The organism is Pseudomonas sp. 273, assembly GCF_029201425.1.
Classification (GTDB): Bacteria; Pseudomonadota; Gammaproteobacteria; order Pseudomonadales; family Pseudomonadaceae; genus Pseudomonas; species Pseudomonas delhiensis.
This window is the reverse complement of sequence record NZ_CP116775.1, coordinates 1601102-1619675: the sequence shown is the minus strand read 5'-3', so window position 1 is coordinate 1619675 and position 18574 is coordinate 1601102. Positions and strand designations below refer to the sequence as shown.

13 protein-coding genes and 1 pseudogene are annotated in these 18574 nt (G+C 54.6%); 9 read left to right on the top strand and 5 right to left on the bottom strand.

The annotated features are described in order from the left end of the window. Window positions 1-303 precede the first annotated feature (303 nt). From PKO50_RS07815 to PKO50_RS07805, 3 genes and pseudogenes are all read left to right on the top strand, one after another. A pseudogene (locus tag PKO50_RS07815) lies at window positions 304-3869 on the top strand (indolepyruvate ferredoxin oxidoreductase family protein). A gap of 47 nt (window positions 3870-3916) precedes the next feature. Then, window positions 3917-4540: a hypothetical protein gene (locus PKO50_RS07810; protein WP_058490479.1), complete on the top strand. Its 624-nt coding sequence runs from the start codon at window positions 3917-3919 to the stop codon at window positions 4538-4540. A 2-nt stretch (window positions 4541-4542) separates the two neighbouring features. Next, entirely contained in the window at window positions 4543-5214 is a 672-nt protein-coding gene (locus PKO50_RS07805; RefSeq protein ID WP_082816378.1) for a TetR/AcrR family transcriptional regulator, read from the top strand. Between the two features lie 271 nt (window positions 5215-5485). Here PKO50_RS07805 and PKO50_RS07800 read toward each other — a convergent pair whose 3' ends face one another. Together PKO50_RS07800 and PKO50_RS07795 are read right to left on the bottom strand one after the other, a co-directional pair. Continuing rightward, entirely contained in the window at window positions 5486-5782 is a 297-nt protein-coding gene (locus tag PKO50_RS07800) for a MarR family transcriptional regulator (protein ID WP_275630441.1), read from the bottom strand. A gap of 918 nt (window positions 5783-6700) precedes the next feature. Then, the gene (locus PKO50_RS07795) at window positions 6701-7072 is read right to left on the bottom strand and encodes a histone-like nucleoid-structuring protein, MvaT/MvaU family (protein ID WP_082816379.1); all 372 of its coding nucleotides are present in this window, start codon (window positions 7070-7072) and stop codon (window positions 6701-6703) included. 395 nt (window positions 7073-7467) lie between these two features. On the opposite strand from PKO50_RS07795, the gene PKO50_RS07790 reads away from it, so the two are divergent. Then, entirely contained in the window at window positions 7468-8394 is a 927-nt protein-coding gene (locus tag PKO50_RS07790) for a hypothetical protein (protein WP_064987638.1), read from the top strand. Window positions 8395-9110: 716 nt separating this feature from the next. Here the strand turns inward: PKO50_RS07790 and PKO50_RS07785 are convergent. Both PKO50_RS07785 and PKO50_RS07780 read right to left on the bottom strand, forming a co-directional pair. After that, on the bottom strand, window positions 9111-9698 hold the full coding sequence (locus tag PKO50_RS07785) for a hypothetical protein (RefSeq protein WP_141679809.1): 588 nt from the start codon (window positions 9696-9698) through the stop codon (window positions 9111-9113). A 15-nt stretch (window positions 9699-9713) separates the two neighbouring features. Then, window positions 9714-10640, bottom strand: a complete 927-nt coding sequence (locus PKO50_RS07780; protein WP_058490489.1) for a site-specific integrase — start codon at window positions 10638-10640, stop codon at window positions 9714-9716. A 172-nt stretch (window positions 10641-10812) separates the two neighbouring features. Here PKO50_RS07780 and PKO50_RS07775 point away from each other — a divergent pair, with 172 nt between their 5' ends. After that, window positions 10813-11829: a DNA-binding protein gene (locus tag PKO50_RS07775; RefSeq protein WP_061562293.1), complete on the top strand. Its 1017-nt coding sequence runs from the start codon at window positions 10813-10815 to the stop codon at window positions 11827-11829. A 22-nt stretch (window positions 11830-11851) separates the two neighbouring features. Here the strand turns inward: PKO50_RS07775 and PKO50_RS07770 are convergent, their stop codons facing one another. Further along, the gene (locus tag PKO50_RS07770; protein WP_141679808.1) at window positions 11852-12574 is read right to left on the bottom strand and encodes a hypothetical protein; all 723 of its coding nucleotides are present in this window, start codon (window positions 12572-12574) and stop codon (window positions 11852-11854) included. Between the two features lie 405 nt (window positions 12575-12979). Here PKO50_RS07770 and PKO50_RS07765 point away from each other — a divergent pair, with 405 nt between their 5' ends. The 4 genes from PKO50_RS07765 (at window position 12980) to PKO50_RS07750 (ending at window position 18396) form a co-directional block, all read left to right on the top strand. Next, entirely contained in the window at window positions 12980-13609 is a 630-nt protein-coding gene (locus tag PKO50_RS07765) for a TnsA endonuclease N-terminal domain-containing protein (RefSeq protein WP_082816380.1), read from the top strand. After that, window positions 13606-15525, top strand: coding sequence for a DDE-type integrase/transposase/recombinase (locus tag PKO50_RS07760; RefSeq protein ID WP_082816381.1), 1920 nt, complete (start codon window positions 13606-13608; stop codon window positions 15523-15525). Before PKO50_RS07765 ends, PKO50_RS07760 begins: the two co-directional genes overlap by 4 nt. Then, the gene (locus PKO50_RS07755) at window positions 15512-16453 is read left to right on the top strand and encodes a TniB family NTP-binding protein (protein WP_116424777.1); all 942 of its coding nucleotides are present in this window, start codon (window positions 15512-15514) and stop codon (window positions 16451-16453) included. Before PKO50_RS07760 ends, PKO50_RS07755 begins: the two co-directional genes overlap by 14 nt. 299 nt (window positions 16454-16752) lie before the next feature. Then, window positions 16753-18396, top strand: a complete 1644-nt coding sequence (locus PKO50_RS07750; RefSeq protein WP_333545911.1) for a hypothetical protein — start codon at window positions 16753-16755, stop codon at window positions 18394-18396. The last annotated feature ends 178 nt before the right edge of the window (window positions 18397-18574 follow it).

Sequence of the window (18574 nt, the reverse complement as noted above, 5' to 3'; positions counted from 1 at the left end):
CACTCGACATCAGCAGTCTCCGTCTTGCTCGTTGTTATTTTCAGCCGGTGCTGACGGTCTCTCGGCACGACCGCAGTACTAGTAGACGGGAAGGGCGGGGCCGGAAACAACGAATCGGGGTATCGCCGAAACACAGAAATCTATTGCCGAAAAGCACAGGCGAAAACCAAGGCATTAGATTTTCAGATACCTATAAGTAATTTTTATCACTCAACAAAAAATGAACACTAACCAATAATTCGTTCAACAAAATGCGAGACGTCCTGGCGCGGTCGCAACGACAAGAACAATTGGAGGTTAGCCGTGAGCACACCACTCTCCTTGGAAGACAAGTACGTCCAGCAGACCGGAAAGGCCCTGATGACAGGGATCCAGGCACTGGTCCGGCTACCATTGATGCAACGCCAGCGCGACCTCGACAGCGGCCTCGACACCGCAGGCTTTATCTCCGGCTATCGCGGCTCCCCCCTCGGCGGCTTCGACCAGGCGCTGTGGAAAGCCCGCGACCACCTCAAGCAGCACCAGGTGTTGTTCCAGCCGGGGGTCAATGAAGACCTCGCGGCCACCTCGTTGTGGGGTACCCAGCAGGTCAACCTGTTCCCCGGCGCCAAGCACGACGGCGTGTTTGGTATCTGGTACGGCAAGGGCCCCGGCGTGGACCGCTGCGGCGATGTATTCCGTCACGCCAATGCCGCCGGTACCTCACGCTTCGGCGGCGTGCTGGCCATTGCCGGCGATGACCACGGTGCTCGCTCCTCCTCGCTTCCGCACCAGACCGAACACATATTCAAGGCCGTGATGATGCCGGTGCTGGCACCATCCGGCGTGCAGGAGTACCTTGACTATGGTCTGCACGGATTCGCCATGTCGCGTTACTCCGGGTGCTGGGTAGCGCTCAAGGCGGTAGCCGATACCGTAGAAAGCGCGGCCATCGTCGACCTTGACATCAATCGCGTGCAGCCGGTCACTCCCGATTTCGCTCTGCCCGAAGGCGGACTCAACATCCGCTGGCCGGACCCACCGCTGGCCCAGGAACAGCGATTGCTGGAGCACAAACTCTACGCAGCCGCCGCCTATGCCCGGGCCAACGGCCTCAACCGAGTGACTCTGGACTCGAGTCGGGCACGCATCGGCATCATCACCTCCGGCAAGTCCTATCTGGATGTGTGCCAGGCGCTGGAGATTCTCGGAATCGACCAGGAGCAGGCCGAGCGGATAGGCCTGCGAGTCTACAAGGTCGGCATGGTCTGGCCGCTAGAGGCCGAGGGAGTGCGCCAGTTCGCCGAAGGGCTGGAAGAGATCGTGGTGGTCGAGGAAAAGCGCCACATGATCGAGTACCAGCTCAAGGAGGAGCTGTACAACTGGCGCGAGGATGTGCGCCCGCGCATCGTCGGCAAGTTCGACGACAAGGGCGAGTGGAGCCTGCCGCACACCGATTGGCTGCTGCCGGCAATCAACGACTTGACGCCGGCGCAGATCGCCCGAGCCCTGGCCAAGCGCATCTTGCGCATGCACCCGCACGGTCCGTTACAGATGCACCTGGCGGTGCTAGACGCCCAGTTCGGTTGCAAGCAGCAATTCAGCAACCTGATGGAGCGGGTACCGCACTACTGCTCCGGATGTCCTCACAACTCCTCAACCAAAGTACCGGAGGGCAGCCGAGCTCTGGCAGGCATCGGCTGCCACTACATGGCGGCCTGGATCTATCCGCGCACCGAGACCTTCAGCCAGATGGGCGGCGAAGGCGTGGCCTGGGTCGGCCAGGCGCCATTCACAGAAACCCGCCACGTGTTCGCCAATCTCGGCGATGGCACCTATTTCCACTCTGGCCTGCTAGCCATCCGCGCGGCCGTGGCGGCCAAGGTGCCGATCACCTACAAGATCCTCTACAACGATGCTGTGGCGATGACCGGAGGGCAACCGGTGGACGGCAGCCTGAGCGTGGCGCAGATCTCCCGACAACTCGCCGCCGAAGGCGTTCAGCGTATCGTGGTAGTCAGCGACGATCCGGACAGATACCAGGAGGTACACGACCTGGCAGCCGGGGTACCGGTCCGGCATCGCGACCTGATGGAAGAAGTGCAGAAGCAGCTGCGTGAATTTCCCGGTGTATCCGCGATCATCTATGACCAAACCTGTGCTGCCGAGAAACGCCGCCGTCGCAAGCGCGGCAAATTTCCCGATCCAGCGCGACGGGTAGTGATCAACGAGGCGGTTTGCGAAGGCTGCGGCGATTGCAGTAATAAGTCCAACTGCATGTCGGTAGTCGCAGTGGAGACCGAGTTCGGTAGCAAGCGAGAGATTGACCAGTCGTCCTGCAACAAGGACTTCACCTGCCTCTCTGGATTCTGCCCAAGCTTTGTCACCGTCGAAGGCGGCCGGCTGCGCAAGCCCAAAGCGCTGGTGCAGAGCGCCGGGGATGTCTGGGAGCTTCCCGAGCCGTTGCTGCCCGACCTCGGGCAGCCCTACAGCATCCTAGTCACCGGCGTCGGTGGCACCGGAGTGGTCACCATCGGCGCCCTCCTGGGTATGGCAGCTTTCCTTGAGGGCAAGGGCGTGCTGAACCTGGACATGGCCGGGATGGCGCAGAAAGGTGGCGCGGTTTGGTCACACATCCGCATCGCCGCTCGCCAGGAACAACTGTTCGCCCCCGCATCGCAGAGGGCGAGGCCAGCCTGTTGCTGGGCTGCGACCTGGTGGTGAGTGCCAACACAGAGACCCTGGCCAAGCTGCGCCAGGGCGTCAGTCAAGCCCTGATCAACAGCGAAGAAAGCATCACCAGCGCCTTCGTCCGCACCTTCGCCCGCCAGGCGGAAACCGGTGACCTGCTGGAAAACCCCGACCCTCGCTTCCGCAGTCACGAAATGGCCGCACAAATCAACGAAGCAGTCGGCGCGGAGCGGGCGGAATTTGTCGATGCCAGCGCGATCGCTACCGCTCTGATGGGCGACTCCATCGCCACTAATACCCTCATGCTCGGCTATGCCTACCAGAAAGGTTGGTTGCCGATAGGCGAGACGGCCCTGCTGGAGGCCATCGAACTTAACGGCACGGCGGTTGAGTTCAATCGCACTGCCTTCGTCTGGGGCCGCCGCTACGCAGTTGACTCGCAACGAGTACGCCAGTTGCTCGCAGCGGGCAGGGTCGAGAGCCGCGACCGGCAGTTGTCGCAGAACCTGGACGAGATCGTTGCCCGGCGCACCAAGTTCCTGACCGACTATCAGGACGCTGCCTACGCCGAGCGCTATCGTAAGCGCGTCGAACGCTTCAGCGTCGCGGAAAGCACCCTCAATGGCCAGCCCGGCGCCCTCACCGAGGCAGTGGCGCGCTATTACTTCAAGGCACTGGCGATCAAGGACGAGTATGAAGTAGCCCGTCTTTTCGCCAACGACGAGTTCATTCGTAAGATCGAGGCAACCTTCGAGGGCAATTACCACCTGAACTTCCATCTGGCCCCACCACTGCTCAACAAGACTGCACCGGGTGTAGAACCGGCCAAGCGCAGCTTCGGTCCATGGATGCTCAAGGGCTTCCGCCTGCTCGCCCGTTTCCGGCGCCTGCGTAACACCTGGCTCGACCCCTTCGCTCGCACCCATGAGCGCAAGGTCGAGCGCGCATGGCTGGAAAGCTACGAGGCGATCCTCGACGAAGTGCTGGCCCGCTTCACTACCGACAACTTTGCCGCTGCGGTGGAGCTAGCTCGATTGCCGGATGCCGTACGCGGCTATGGCCAGGTCAAGGAGCGCTATCTAGCCCACGCCGAAGAGCGCAAGACACGATTGCTAGCCCGGTTGCGTGGTGAAGCACAGTTCCACGACGCCACTCAGACAACTGGCATGAGTGCACACATCCAGGTCACCCAGTTGTGACCACGACGAGAGCTCGGGCCGAAGACAGTTTTATTCGGAGAGGTAGCATGCAAGACGTCGTCGCCGCCGACCGTACCGCCATCGGTGTCTTCCAGGACAGCCTGGCCGACTTCAGTGCCGTCGAATTAGGCAGCGCCGTAATCCGCACCCTGCTAGACAAAACAGGCTTGGCTACAACCTACGTAGATGAAGTGATTCTCTGCCAGGTGCTTATCGAGGGCTGCGGACAGAATCCGGCACGCCGGGCGGCAATCACTGCCGGGCTGCCTTATGTCGTGCCCGCCCATGAGCAAGCTGTGCGGGTCGGGTCTGAGACAGTCGCCATGGCGGCCCAGACGATCCGCTGCCGCGATGGGAATCATGGGTGTTGGCCGGTCCCAGCCAGCCGCAAATACCTGGAAAAGGCCGGCTGGGCACTGGCCGATCTCGACCTGATAGAAGCCAACGAAACCTTCGCCGCGCAGGCTCTGTCAGTTGGCGGGGAGCAGGGTTGGGACATCGACAAAGTCAATGGTGGTGCCATCGCTCTTGACCACCCGATCGACCCTTCCGGCTGCCAGGTACTGGTTCCCCTCCTGTACGAAATGATCCGCCGCGATGCCAGGAAGGGCCTTGTCACGCTGTGCATCGGCGGAGGCCAGGGGCTTGCCTTGACGCTGCATCGAGATTAATCGTGAAACAAACCATATCGACTGCCGAGTCCGACTGCCCAGCCGCCGAATCGATGCTATATCGGCACGAGGAATACACAAAGCCGCAATTGGTCAAACAGCCTTGCGCTCACGAAAGACTTCGTCGGGTGGCACTCCAGCTGTTCGTCGAGCAAGGCTTCCAGAGCGTCAGCCTGCGCCAGCTCGCCAATGCTCTCGGCATGCAGGCCGGATCGCTATACAACCACATGGACAGCAAGCAGGCATTGCTGTTCGAGCTAATCGAAGAGCATGAGTCAGATCTGCTGGACACACTCCGGGCAGAAGATCCGAGTAATGCCAGCGGCTTGCAGCGCCTACGGCAATATATCCATTCACATGTGCACTTCAGTCTTGCTAATCACGGCAGGCAGGTATTATCTCGCCTAGAACTCCGCCAGCTCACCAACGAGCAAAAGAACGCGATAATGGTAATTCGACTGGCTCAGATTGAGCATATGCGGGGAATCATCAAGCAAATATCGAGCAAGTATGTTAGGGATGAGGGAAAACTGACGTTGGTCGTTCGTAGTGTAATGACTATCCTTGACGATTATCCGGAATGGCGCCTACCAAGCCGCCGGCTCGACGCGTTGGTCGAATTTCTGACACAACTTGCAGTAGTGGGTATTACATATCAGAAATTTCAAAAATGAGTACTGCCGGCGCATGGTGAACCTAGCCCCCAAGACGGATGTACCACGTGCAGTCTACATAGGGGCTAAGCAAAGAAAATTGGCCGATTCAGCTTCATCCTGGCAAACCACCTCGCTTGAAAGAAGCCCACGAATTCGCATTCACATCTGCATCGTAAGCACACAGCCTATTTCTCTAATGATCAGTCAGATAGAAACATCTGAAGAAAGCGGAAAAATTCGGAGAACTCTTCCTCACTGAACCTCGATAGCCGAGAATTCAGCAAAGGGACTATGAACTCAGTCCCCTGTCAGCTATTCGCTCCCCCTCCGGAGTCAGGCGCAGGACGATCACTCGACGGTCCTCGGTACTCCGGATGCGACGAACGAGTCCTTTGCTCTCAAGCCGGTCAAGCATGCGTGAGACCGAACCAGTGTCGATACAGAAGAGTTTGGATAGCGCCACCGAGGTAATCGCCTCACCTCGGCGTAGAGTTAACAGCACGCCCATTTGCTGCCCAGTAACCCCCAGTTCCTTCAGGGCAGCATCCGCCTCACACGAGACAATGTTCCGCGCCTTGACCAACATGAAACCTATATTCTGGCCAGGCACGAAGTTTTTATTTGAATAATGCACCATCAGTTTGCCACCCTATCTAACAAATCCATCTGATCGAAAAGACTGGAAGCTGTCATTTCTCGCTATGGGTCATTGCTGGCAGACAGCATTAGGAGCCCCAAATCATGAACGAAATACAAAATACTGTTCAAGTGTATCGTAATAAACAATCGATGACATCATGCGTAACGCTGCCCATATAGGTATCTTCTGGACTCTCGCCGGCCGCTTCGAAACCTTCTGCTCGCTGGTAGCGATGTGCCAGCCAAGGCTCCTCCCCCCGATCAGCGCATGGCAGGTGGTAGGAAACACCATGGCCAACGGGCACGCACAGATACTACTGCACCCCGAACAGCTTCACTCGAGCCACAGAGCGATGCTCCCGAAAAGCACGGATGACAGCTGCGGGAGTGATGGTTGGCGGTGACTTTGGTGGGGCTAAATGCACGGCGAGGGCTAAGCTCGAAGCAACTGTCTGCAGCAGTTGCCACCTCAGGCGATTTGACGACTCCTAACAGGGTGCCAGCAATGGACTGCCCCCGACATAGGAGCAAGTGTTCACATCTTTTTTCAGCGGAGCTGCTCACCTCTTCTTAGCTGGCATACTGGCATAACGATCAGCCTACTCTGACCACCACCATACATATGCTTGAAACCATTGAGGCTGGCTTCGCGGTTTGACTGTGTTTGGTGGCGCGACTCAAGGGGATCAGCGAAAACCAGATTGCCATGCCAATACAAAAGAGTAACAAGCAAGTCATTAGGATGCAGCGGAAGATGAAGTACAGCTCCGGAGTCAATACTGCGACAGGAGTGGTCGTTTCTATACTGCCTCCTCAACTTCCTGTCGCAGCCCCTCACGCTGCAAAAGCGTAGCGAGCCAGCGGATCAGCTTTGTAACCAGGACTCAACGACATCGTTGCCATACTCCGCTTTCCAGGCTTTCAATACCTTGTGGTTACCACCTTTGGTTTCTACCATCTCACTAGTATGCGGATTCCTATACACCTTGACAGCACGCGCACGTCGCGTCGATTGAGATATGCGAGCGCCACGCACACCGGCTTCACGTACCGTCTCCGGATCGAGAATCGAAACTATATCTCGTAGCGATTTTCCATAGGCCGCCATCAGTTCCTTGATTTTCGTTTCGAACTCGATTTCTGCCTTGAGCGCGGCATCGTTTTTCAGTGACTCCAAGTGTGCCAGCTGTTCAGCCAGCGCCTTCTCTGCGGCTCGGAACTCGACAAGCTTTGACATTTAACTATCCCTACCCAAGGGATTAACTCAGCGTTCAGACTATACCGTAGAAGTAATCTACGCACCAAAGGGAGATCATCGCCAAGTATTTCTCTTCTCTGTCCAGTGCGCTGCCAACCAACGTCTCTACAAAAAGACACGCCACAACAAGCGCCAACTTCACAAGCAGTACGACCGCACAGCCACACCAGCATATGGGATGACCTCTACGGTAGTCGAATCGAGTATTGCTGCTACGATTCGTAGCAGTGATGCAAAAGTTACCCTCACAGTTAGCTCTCTTCGGAAACAAACACAACGAATGTCTAATCCCTAGCAGGGTAGCGGAGGCTTGCATTCCTCCGCAAAACACAGGAGTGTATTCAGTAGAGATACAGTCATAGCAAGGAGATCCTGTGGGGAGCAAGATACCTCGAGCACTCATCCAAGGGTTGGGCGGCATCACTGCGCTACAGTATGAAGCGCTCAGCACAAGCCCCCAACCCTACTGCGACTCCCATGTGTGCAATGCAGAAATAAGCTTTGTCAAACGACACCTTCGAAAATGCGCTGACCAGACGATAGAGGTTCTCCCTTGCTATCGCCTGAAGAAGAGCTCAGAGCATCACCAGAACTGTAAATACAACTTGAAAGGTGCGCTTTCGGTTGTTGCAAGAGAATCTGATTCCGACTTATTTGGCGCGATCGAAAACGCACGCTACGAATTGCGTCTCCACATTCTGCAAAATGCATATTGGGAGTCTACAAAGGCGGCTTTCGAACGAAAAGCTAGACCACCGCGCCCAGACACCCCAGAGAAGAGCTACTCCAGCCATGGGAAGCTCAGCACCTATTTAAAAACACTCAAACAGATACTTGAGCTTCGCAATCTTTGCGCAAACAATGAAGAACTAAAGGAACTCATCACCCTAGATCACAAAGGAATGAAAGTCCCGTGGTCAAGATTTTTCTTTGACCATGAGAATCTCCATACTTTTCTCAAGTACTACCCCAAAGACCAATACACCATTCCCCTAGCTATTAACGGCCACATTGACAGAATCGAGCAGCCTTCGACCCAACGGAAATATCATACACTCAAGCTCGTCCCCCCATTTGTCAGCCCAAACGCCCAGAACGTCATCAAGAAACCTCAACCCCAGATCGTTGTCACCACTCCCGATCTCGCCACACATTTCAACCCAGGGGAGGAGTACATCTTTTTCGGTATCTGGAAACCATCCATTTCATACAAGAAAACAGAAAAATATCATTGGGAAAACCAACGAATAGAAATGTACATCAAGAACAGCGAGCACTTTATACGCTGCGAAGAGAACTAAAAACAGCGAGAACAGACAACTATGGCCCAATATAAATATTCGCAAATCTTGCAGCAGAACAATCATCCCGCCTTTGATGAAACACACGCGCCCGGCGCAACGGCAACCAATCCGGGAATTTACCGATGCACCGCCTGCGGAGATGAAATCGCAATTGCCAAGGGGCACACACTGCCGCCACAAAACCATCACCAACACGCACCAGGGGCCGGTAAGATTCAATGGCAGTTGGTCGTCTTCGCCCAACAGCGGTCATAACCTCACCTCGGGAAAGACTAAGCGCACTCTCCTCGCCACATGCAAGTATGGCGCGCTCCCATGCCCGAGTCATCGAACAACGAGACGGTTGCAGCCTTCAAGACGGCGCAACCGCTTCCTCCAGGAGATTCAACAGACCACGCCCCCCAAGACTGGTAGACGTTAATCAGCGCCTGTAGAACTAACGCTCACTATTCGGTTCGGCCCCAGCAGTCCCATGGCCCCATAGAGTAGCCAAGTTGCCATGCGCTCCAGATAATCAAGGGCCTCATCTTGGACAAACTCCCGGTAACAGCATCGTCTTGCCGGTGGCAGCCGGCCATGATTCGCGAGGCATAGCAGCACCATGTCATGCAGTAGATAGCCACGAACGTCATAACGGCGATCCACTGCCCTGAGGAGTGTTCGATAACACGCCACATAGACATAGGCAGAGGGGCCAAGGGAAGCCTTGCGACTCATCCTTGAGCCCCTGCTAGCCAAGACTCGATGAACTGGAGTACGTGGTCGGTCTTGCCCGCACTGACCAACTCTTCTGCCGTTCGATAATCGAAGGCCGGCAGCGGCTCGTTACGGAAACAGAAAATCACGCGGTCGAGCGAGGAACCACTCTCCGCTAACATCAGTACCACCCGCAGCGCATCCCGGATAAACGCCTGCACTGGCGCCGACTCCGGCGTATGCGAGAGCTCCCTGCACGTCACGCCCGCCCGAGCCGCCAAGGTTTCCGGGTGCATGGCGAACACCTGAAGGTAGCGCTCCAGCGAAACGCTTACTCCATCCGCAGCGCGCAGGTACTCCATCAGCGCTGGTACCGACATCCTCGGTAAATCCACGGCGTCCATAACACCCCTCGTTGTCCGCCCCTTTGAATGCAGCATGCGCGCAAATGGCCAACCTGAGTAGTACGACTCCTCGCGCAATGCTTGTCGGCAGTCCTCTTGCCGCAAGGAAATCTTCACGGCCGCCGCCCGCCTGAAAGTTTTCCTCACTCCCCGCAGAAAATCTTCACTTCGGGGGTTCTGGTCGATTTTTTCTTCAGCCACCTTCCCCCTGGCGCGTCACGACCGGGAGGGCTGGCGCAGCAATTCGCCGAAGGGCATCTCCGGCTCGATATAGCGCAAGGCCGAACGCCCATCACGCCAGCCGACATACTCCATCAGGGCCTTCTGACTCCAGCGATTGTCGCTGGCCCAGGTCGCAAAACCACGACGCAGCGAGTGGCTGCTATAACGCTCAGCCGCCAAACCACTGTGCAGCAGCGCCTGGCGCAAGATGCGTGACACGCTGTTCGGGTGCAGCGCCTCCTCGGCCAGATGCCCCCAGCGATCCAGCGCCCGAAACACCGGCCCCTGCTGCAGGCCAGAAACGGCCAGCCAGGTCTCATAGGCCTGCACCGGGCACAAACGCTGCAAGGCCGGTACGCTGAAGTGTTGCCCGCGGTTCTCGCGATCCCCCTTGCTGCGCGGGACGAAGACCACGAGCTTTCGCGACGGCTGCACGTGGATGTGTTCCACCTGCAGTCGGCACAGCTCGTCGCTGCGAAAGGCCCGCCAGAAGCCCAATAGGATCAGCGCGCGATCACGGTGAGCGCGCAGTCGTTCAGCGGCATCCTCCGACTGCTCGCACTGCTCCAACCATTCCACACATTGGTTCAACGCCTGCAGTTGCAACGGTTCTGCCTGCCGCTCCACCTGCGGATGTTCGGCTCGGATACCACGAAACACCTCGCGCACCCGCAACGATTTGGTGGGATCGACAAAGCCATTGCGCGTATGCCATTTCGCCAACGCCGCCAAACGCCCGCGCAGCGTGCTGCTCGACAACTCACCGGCGTAGTCCGCCAGGTAGGCCGCAACAGACTCGGCAGTCGCCGGCAGGAAACCACCCCAGACCACCTCGAAATGCTCCAGGGCCTGGCGATAGCGGCGCAGCGTACTGTCACGCGTGCCGGCCTGGATATAGTGCGTCACCCGGTCAGTCGCCATGAGCCACCTCCCGCGTACCGAATAACCGCCTATAACGGTGCTTTTCACGCCTCACGTTAGAGAAATCCCAATTCTCTAACGTCAGTTCGTCAGCTGTTGATGCCAAAATTCGGCGGCAGTACACCTGTAATTCCATACTCCATGACACGCTACGAAATTGTCGGAGGTCGCCATGGCCAATGCCGGAGTCAACAAAGCCTTGGTCAAACAGGCTCGCGATGCGCTGCTTGCGCGAGGCTTGCGCCCTACCATCGACAACGTCCGTATCGAGCTAGGTAACACCGGATCCAAAAGCACCATTCAACGCTATCTGAAGGAACTCATTAATCAGCCTAGACCTGATCCAACGCCCTCGTTGATTCGGGAGCTCGAGCATCTCTTGCTACCCGTGGCGGAACGTCTGCAGGCCGCGGCCGAGGACGCGATCATCACGCAACGCGAAGCCCTGGCGAGAGAGAAGGAGGAGTTTCGCCATCAACGACAACTTCAGGTCGAGCGGATCCAGCAGTTGCAGGAGCAAGTCAGCCAGCTGAAGCAACTGGCGCAAGAGCAACGTGAGCGTGAACACCTGTTGCTGAATCAACAGCAACACGGGGAAGTCGAGATTCGCCGCCTACTGCAAGCCGACACCAATGCTCAACTGTTGCTGGAGGAGCGTGCGGCACAGCTGCGATCGCTAGAAGAGAAGCTTCGACATGCGCGCGACTCCCTCGAACATTATCGGCAACACCAACAGGAGCTAAGAACCCAAGAACTGAGCCGCCATGAAGCGCAACTCCAACAGTTAAAGAAGGAGCTTCGCATCGTGCGAGACCAGTTGATGAGCCAGCAAAACGATGTCGTCGCCCTCAATCGCGCCAATGAACGACTCATCGCCGAAGCTCAAATGCTGACTCAGCGGGAGTTTGAGAAGGAGCGGGAACTGCGCGAACTGCACGCGCAAATCGAACAGAGCCAAGCGGCATGGAACACCGAACAGGCACATCTGCAACGCGCGCGGTTGGATGCAGAGGAAGAAGCATCATCGCTGAAAAAGCGCCTCCGTCCGCACCTAACAGCGCTACGCGTGCAACAACACCAGTTGCGTGACCAGCGCCGTCAAATCGAACAGTTGCAGACGGTACTGCAACACACGCTTCCTGAACGAATTGCTCAGGCCAGTACCCTCGCCAGACAAGAGACCCGGTAAGAGTGACGCCTTGGTGTGCACCCTACGCGACAAACTGCAGTTGAGTTCGCCGCTGGTAGTCTAGTGCCCGTCTCGCACTTTGCAGCAACGCAGTGGAACAGGGCCTTCTACTCCCCTGCGTACTGTCAATCAGCAGCACCTTGAGTTCGCAAGCCCAATGACGATCCATTAGCTTCCAGAGTAGTTCATAGCCTCGATCATCCGCGTCTTTTGCCCACTGCATTTCACGCATCAGGCAAAACAAATAATTCCTGAATTTGATGGATTGATGAAGTGCTTCGGCGGTTTCTGGCCAATTATTTATGACGATATCCTGACGCTTAGCGAGCAGAGAACTCAGCACTTCATACAGTTCCGTCGAAACGAAGCAAAGTGGTTCGCGCAAACAAGCTATCTCAAAGTAATTCGAAAAATTCTTCTGCAACCATAGACTGTGCAGCTGCCACTTCAAAGAGAATGAGAAAAGCATCGCCAATAGCAATCCAAAGCGCTGCCAGCTCGGCACGCCGCAAAGGCGTTCCATGTCTGGATTGGAGAAGCCGGCAATATCATGACCGTTCAGTTTAAAGTGTTCCACAAGGCTATCGGTAGGTTGTTGAGTGGCCAGCACCCTTAGAACATCCCAGAGTGGATTATTATAGACCTCGGACAACATCGGAAACTCCGCGCACAAGCGAATACGCACTTCATCTCGGATTTTTCCGCCCCGAAAACAGACCCGCCAGTCTTGATAAGGATTGTCCATCAGTCCGTTCAGTACTTGACGATCAGCCCACATATTCCCTGCGGTCATTAGGGCATAGGGTTTATGCGCACAACCAAACACCTGAGGCAACGAGTGCCCCATGAAGAGCGAACGCAAACGCGTGACATGCCGCGTTGGCTGCCTGCCTAGCTCCATCGACCCATACCGTACCAAGCAGAACACCCCCTCACCATACGCCTAGCAAATGCTAAAGCAACACCCCTATCTAAGCCCCGGTTTAGACGCATTTAGCCTCAAGAAAAAATTCGAAATTCCGTATTACACCGGGCCGTAAAGAGGAGGACTCTCGACCTTGAGTGTCGACACATGGCGAGGATGCGAATTGCTCTCGTCGCGTACTGAGTACGGCACCTGGTTAGGCCCATCCAGCCCAGGGGACTCATCATGGCTGCAGCTAATGAAACAGCACGAAACGTGACTCGCTGTCACTATGGAAAAAATGTTGTTTTTTTCCCGTCCCGTAAGAATAACTGTCAAGTAATCTGCGAAAGCGTGCTGGAAGCAGATTACTGCCTCCTACTTGAGTTCGATAAGCAAGTCTTGGACTATCGGAGCCAACCTGAAACCTTGACGCTTCTCGATGACGGCGAAACTTTTATCTACACACCGGACTTCTGCGTAAACAGTAGTGAAGAGCTATTTTATGTAGAGGTAAAACCAGATCGAAATCGATTACCCTCAAAATATCTTCGAAAATTAACGGCTGCAAAAAAATTACTCAACGAGCGCGGTAGCGAACTTCAACTTTTAGACACCAGTGATATCCGCCCACACCATCTATTGAGAAATCTAAAACTGCTGTACTCACGCTCGTTCAATACCCGCCCCGAAGAATACGCCTACCTCATTAGCCAAATACCTCTTTTGCCGAGACATCTGACACTCGACGCCTTGCTACGAGAACTACCAGCCATCAGCTGTTCGGCCAAATACTTGGCCATTTTCAACGAGGTCTTCGGCGTTGATCTGGACCGTTTATTAACAACAAGCACGACGCTGGAGGTATTATCATGAGCCATTCAAGCCCCCCAATGGTCGGTGCCCAGTACGATCTGGAACACGACACCTATGTCGTCACCTGCGTCTTGGATGACCAGATCTCTCTGTGCTCACTTACTGGATTCCAGCGACGCTACCTCTCACGCGCGGAGTTTGCCGTGTTGGAACATCAGGGCAGCATCACTAAAAAGGTGGCCGCCCCTGGCGAGCTCAGCGACGCTTCTCGGTTGCTCCGCTCGGCAGCCGACCGGCAGAAATATGACTATCGCCGTGCCTATGTAGAAGCCTATCTGGAACAGAAAGAACTTACGGGCTGCACGAGAAGCCGTCTGCGCAAACTGATTGACGTGACCGCCGCCTCTCTCGGCGATCAGCGCAAACCCTCCCCCGTCACAGTGTACTGCTGGACCATGCGCTATCTGCGCAACAATCGTAATCCGTTGGCATTGCTACCCAACTATCCCACACATCGGTCACGCGCGATCAAACTAGCCGTAATCGAAATGATGAAACATTACATCAACACGGTCTATTTGACTCGCGAACGCCCGACCATTCAATACACCTACCGTTTGCTGAAAGGACATATTCAGGCGGAAAACGTTAAGCGTGCGAAGGCGGACATGCCGCTACTAAAACCGCCCTCCTATGCCACGTTCTGGCGGCAAGTGGTGAGCACCGACCGCTACCTCGCCGTACGTATGCGCGAAGGAAACAAGGCGGCACAAAGGACCTTTAAACACGGCCGAGCTCTCTATGTGGAGGACGACCTGTACGCCACAGTGCAATTTGATACAAAAACCATGGATGTGGTGGTTGTCGACGAAACCGGCCAACCCTTGGGACGGCCAGTCCTGGTCGCAGGACTCAACCCTAGCACGCGAGAATGCACGGGCTGGCACATGTCGCTTGGCGCCGTCTGCGCAGAACACGTGGTTTTAGCTCTCATTAATGCCATTCAAGGAGACGAGGATGATCCTGACAGCGGGGGAAAGATGCGTAACGCTGATCTGGATAATGGTTCAGAAAACGCCAACGACTGGCTTCAGAACATTGCCAATACCCTGGGCATCTCGCTGCGCTACGTCCCTCCAGGACAACCGGACGCGAAAGCCTTTATTGAGCGCTTCTTCCGAACCGTTGATCAGGGGTTGGTGCATATGCTGCCCGGTACGACCAAGGAGTCGCCCGCCAAGCTGGGTGATTACAAGTCAAAAGAGCATGCCTGCCTCACACTCCAGGAACTTCGCACCGCATTTATCAAGTGGCTGAAGATTTACCATAACAGTTACCACGATGAACTGTACATGTCGCCTCACCAAAAGCGCCTGGAACTCCTTCAGAAATCACCACCGCCAGAACGCTACAGTTCATCCGACCTCAAGCAACTGACACGTAGCATCTGTTATCGCAGACTGTCCAATGGCCGTGTGAGAATGTTCAATCTCTTATGGACCGGGCCTGGAATTGCAGAAACTGCCGCACGCTTGGGAAAAAAACAAACCGCTATCGTCTATTACGACCCATGTGACCTCTCTGAGGTCTGGGTTGCTCATCGCAATTCGCCTAAAGAGATGATTCCGGCATTTGCAACCCGACCAGCATATCAGCATGAATTGACCTTAAGCGAACACCTCAACGTCATGCGAGAGATCAATGAGAGCCGGACAAACTTCAATGAGAGCTTGGCATTGAAAGTGCGCAAGGAACTCTTCGAGGACATCCAAGAGATCAAAAGGAAGGCTGCTCAACGCTCTGCCAAGCAACGAGGCAAAAAGAGTTGTCCCTCCGGGAAAAACAAATCGCTGGAACGCCCTTACGTACACTCTGAGGAGGCCAATTTCCGCCCAATTTCAGTTTCCTTGAGCATCATCGAGACCGAGAAGTTCGAAACATTTAACGTCGAGGATATTCAGCATGAAGAGTCCTGACACAACAGACATTCTTACCAGATTTTCCTCATTTACCGTGGTCCACCCGTATTTCAAGAATGCGATGGACACCATCAATGAGGCAATCGAAATGACCCGTGACCGCCACGAGCCAAGTTCGGTGCTATTGCTCGGCGATGCCGGCACCGGCAAAACGCGAATTTGTCAAATCCTCACCGCCCGGGTCGGTGACTCCCGAGTTACCCGCAGCAAGGACGGCGTCACGATCCTGCGGCCGGTTATCAGCTGTGTAGTCCCACCTCATGCAACGATCAAAGGCCTCGTCGATCGTATTCTTAAGGAGCTGGGCTCACACAAGAACAATCAATCTCTCAGTAACCTGGAGAGTCGATTGTTTACCTTGCTAGCTACTTGCTGCACGAAAATCATCATTTTGGATGAGTGGCAACATCTAATATCACGAGGAGCCGAGCCCACACGCAACGGAGTATGCGACTGGGTTAAGGTATTGATCAATACGTTCAAAGGCACTGTCATTCTCTCCGGCACTCGAAAAAGTGAGGAGATCGTGGATGAAGATGAGCAACTGGCGGGCAGATTTCCGTTCAGGGCTTACCTGTACAACTTCTCGCTGGGCACACCAGAGGAACAGGACGTTTACGCCACACTCGTGGCGGCCTTTGCCCGAGAAATCAGCAATGCCATGCCGTTTGATGAAGTGTTGGTTCTTTGCGACGAAAAACTTCTGTTGGCACTTTTTATTTTCACTGCTGGAAACCTGCGCATCCTCAGGCTATTGCTACACTCCGCCTTGAAACAGGCACTGGAAAGAAACGACCGAAAGTTTATCCGTGAAGACCTGGCTTATGCCGCGACACGAATTCATTATGCGCGACGCCTGACGAAGAAGAACCCCTTTGAACTTTCGCTAGCAGAGCTGCAGGGAATTCTTTTTGGTAAGCTATAATGATGAGAATCCCTTATGTCGCCCTTCCACTGGATGAGGAAAGCTTTGCAAGCACCATCCTGAGAATGGCTCAAAGAAATGGTTATCTCTGCGTGGACCAATTCCTTAAGTCTTTTGGCCTGGGGAATAGTGGGATCCCCGCTAATCAATGGGTAGGATCGAATCTATATAGATTGATATTGGGGCAACCCACACTGAGAAACGAAGATCGAGAACTACTTAAATCTATATTTAACACCAAGTCCATGCGCTATCGCACCGACGTATTCACGATTAACGGGATACGGTTACCGACTCACATGCTGCGCCAAGATCTGGCCATATGTCCAGACTGCCTGAGAGAGGGCTACTTACACCACATGCATGCTTATGAGTTCTGTGATATCTGCCCCAAACACAGCCAATATTACTATCTGACGTGCCCTAGCTGTAACGTCCCTATTAGCTGGCGCAACCTAAAAGGCTGGATTTGCGCCTGCGGCCAAGACTTACGCCAACTCACGACTCAACCCGCCAATAGTTACTCCACGATGCTAGTTGCGCAGGCACTCCAAGAGGCTGACCATATTTATATGAAAAACCTCTGCACAGCGATAAAATGCACACGCTATCTAGAAAGCCCAATACGCAGCCATGACTTGCTAGCCGATTGCCAAAACGTCGCCACCGGTGATAAAGACTACTTCTTCAGCCATATCAGAAAGCAACAATCTCTTTACCCTTGCCTACATCGGCGGGCAATTCTGGCACCATGGCTACTGACAGACAACACCCAATTGCGCACTTATGCCATCGAGTACTTTTTTGCCGCATCGCAGCAGAAACCCTCATCCCGAGCTCACGCCTGTGAGTGTAGCCAACTATTATTCAATCCAGCAGAGCTCAGATTTACCTTCAAGATTGAAAGATCCCAGAAGAGCAAGATCCCAAATCAGAGCAGGCCTACCGGAACCACTATCAAACTATTCCAAGTACAGGATCTCTGCCGCTTACTGATGGAGTGTCCCAAAATCAGTTGGGATGACTTCGATCATCAGCCCTATCCGTGCAACGCCAATAGGCTTATGAATGCAACGGAAGCAGCATACGCATTGACCACGAGTAAGCAGACGATAAAGCGTCTTCACTACTTTGGCTTACTTAAGGGAGAGCGGTTTCAGAGGAAAGTTGGGGTGCTATTCCCTTGCAGTGAGGTCGAAAGGTTCCACCAGACCTATGTACTCAACCGTGAAATCTCCAAGAATCTAGGAATCAAACCCAAGACTGTACAGAAACTATTGACTTCGGCGGGTATCCAGGAGGTACGTAACAGGGCTTTCGGCTCATCACTCGTCGCCTATCGAAAGGACAAAATCTCCGCAGAGCTTCTCTCATTTCTTACCACTCCTAGGCCTCCTACAGCCCCCAGACTCCAGACCTCCTCCTGCTCAGGAATATTATTTAGCGAAGCAGCCAGCAAACTACGATTGGGCGTCAAGGATATCCCGACCCTCATCAAGATGGGCATTTTGGAGACTGCTCCGGCCATTCGGAGCACAGGACTTCCTGGCAGGGATCTATGTACCCGCAAAAGCCTGTATCAGGCCCTACGCTGGAGAAGTCGGCTTCTCACGTTTTTGGAGGTTGAGAAGCTCTCAGGCTGCTCAACAATCATGATCCATGCCCGATTTGTTTCTGCAAGCTTCATTAAAGAAATCAAGCTAACAACTACATCACTGATGAGTTCTCTAGACGCCGAGAAGGTGAAAAATCACTTCAAAACCTACACTACTGAAAAGACGGCGAGAACTGAGTACCGACTAAGTCCAAAAAGAATTCAGCAGCAAATAGCGAAAAATAGAATTCATCCTCTTCCTCCCTCCCACAAGGACTTTCTCAAAGGTCAAAATACAATTTTAAGAGCAGAGCTTGACGCTATCTATAGAGCATCCCCTGAGTATTAATCCACTTCCCTCTTAGTTTCTCCTCTCCGTCACACGCTCTTCCCCTACCAGCACGCAGCGTGCCCCAATGATCCGCCACAACCGTCATTCACCCTCGTGGCCAATTCCGACTCCCTATCAGTCCAGTACTTAGTGCAAAAGAAAGCACATATTCCAGGAATTGGTGAAACGGAGCAAA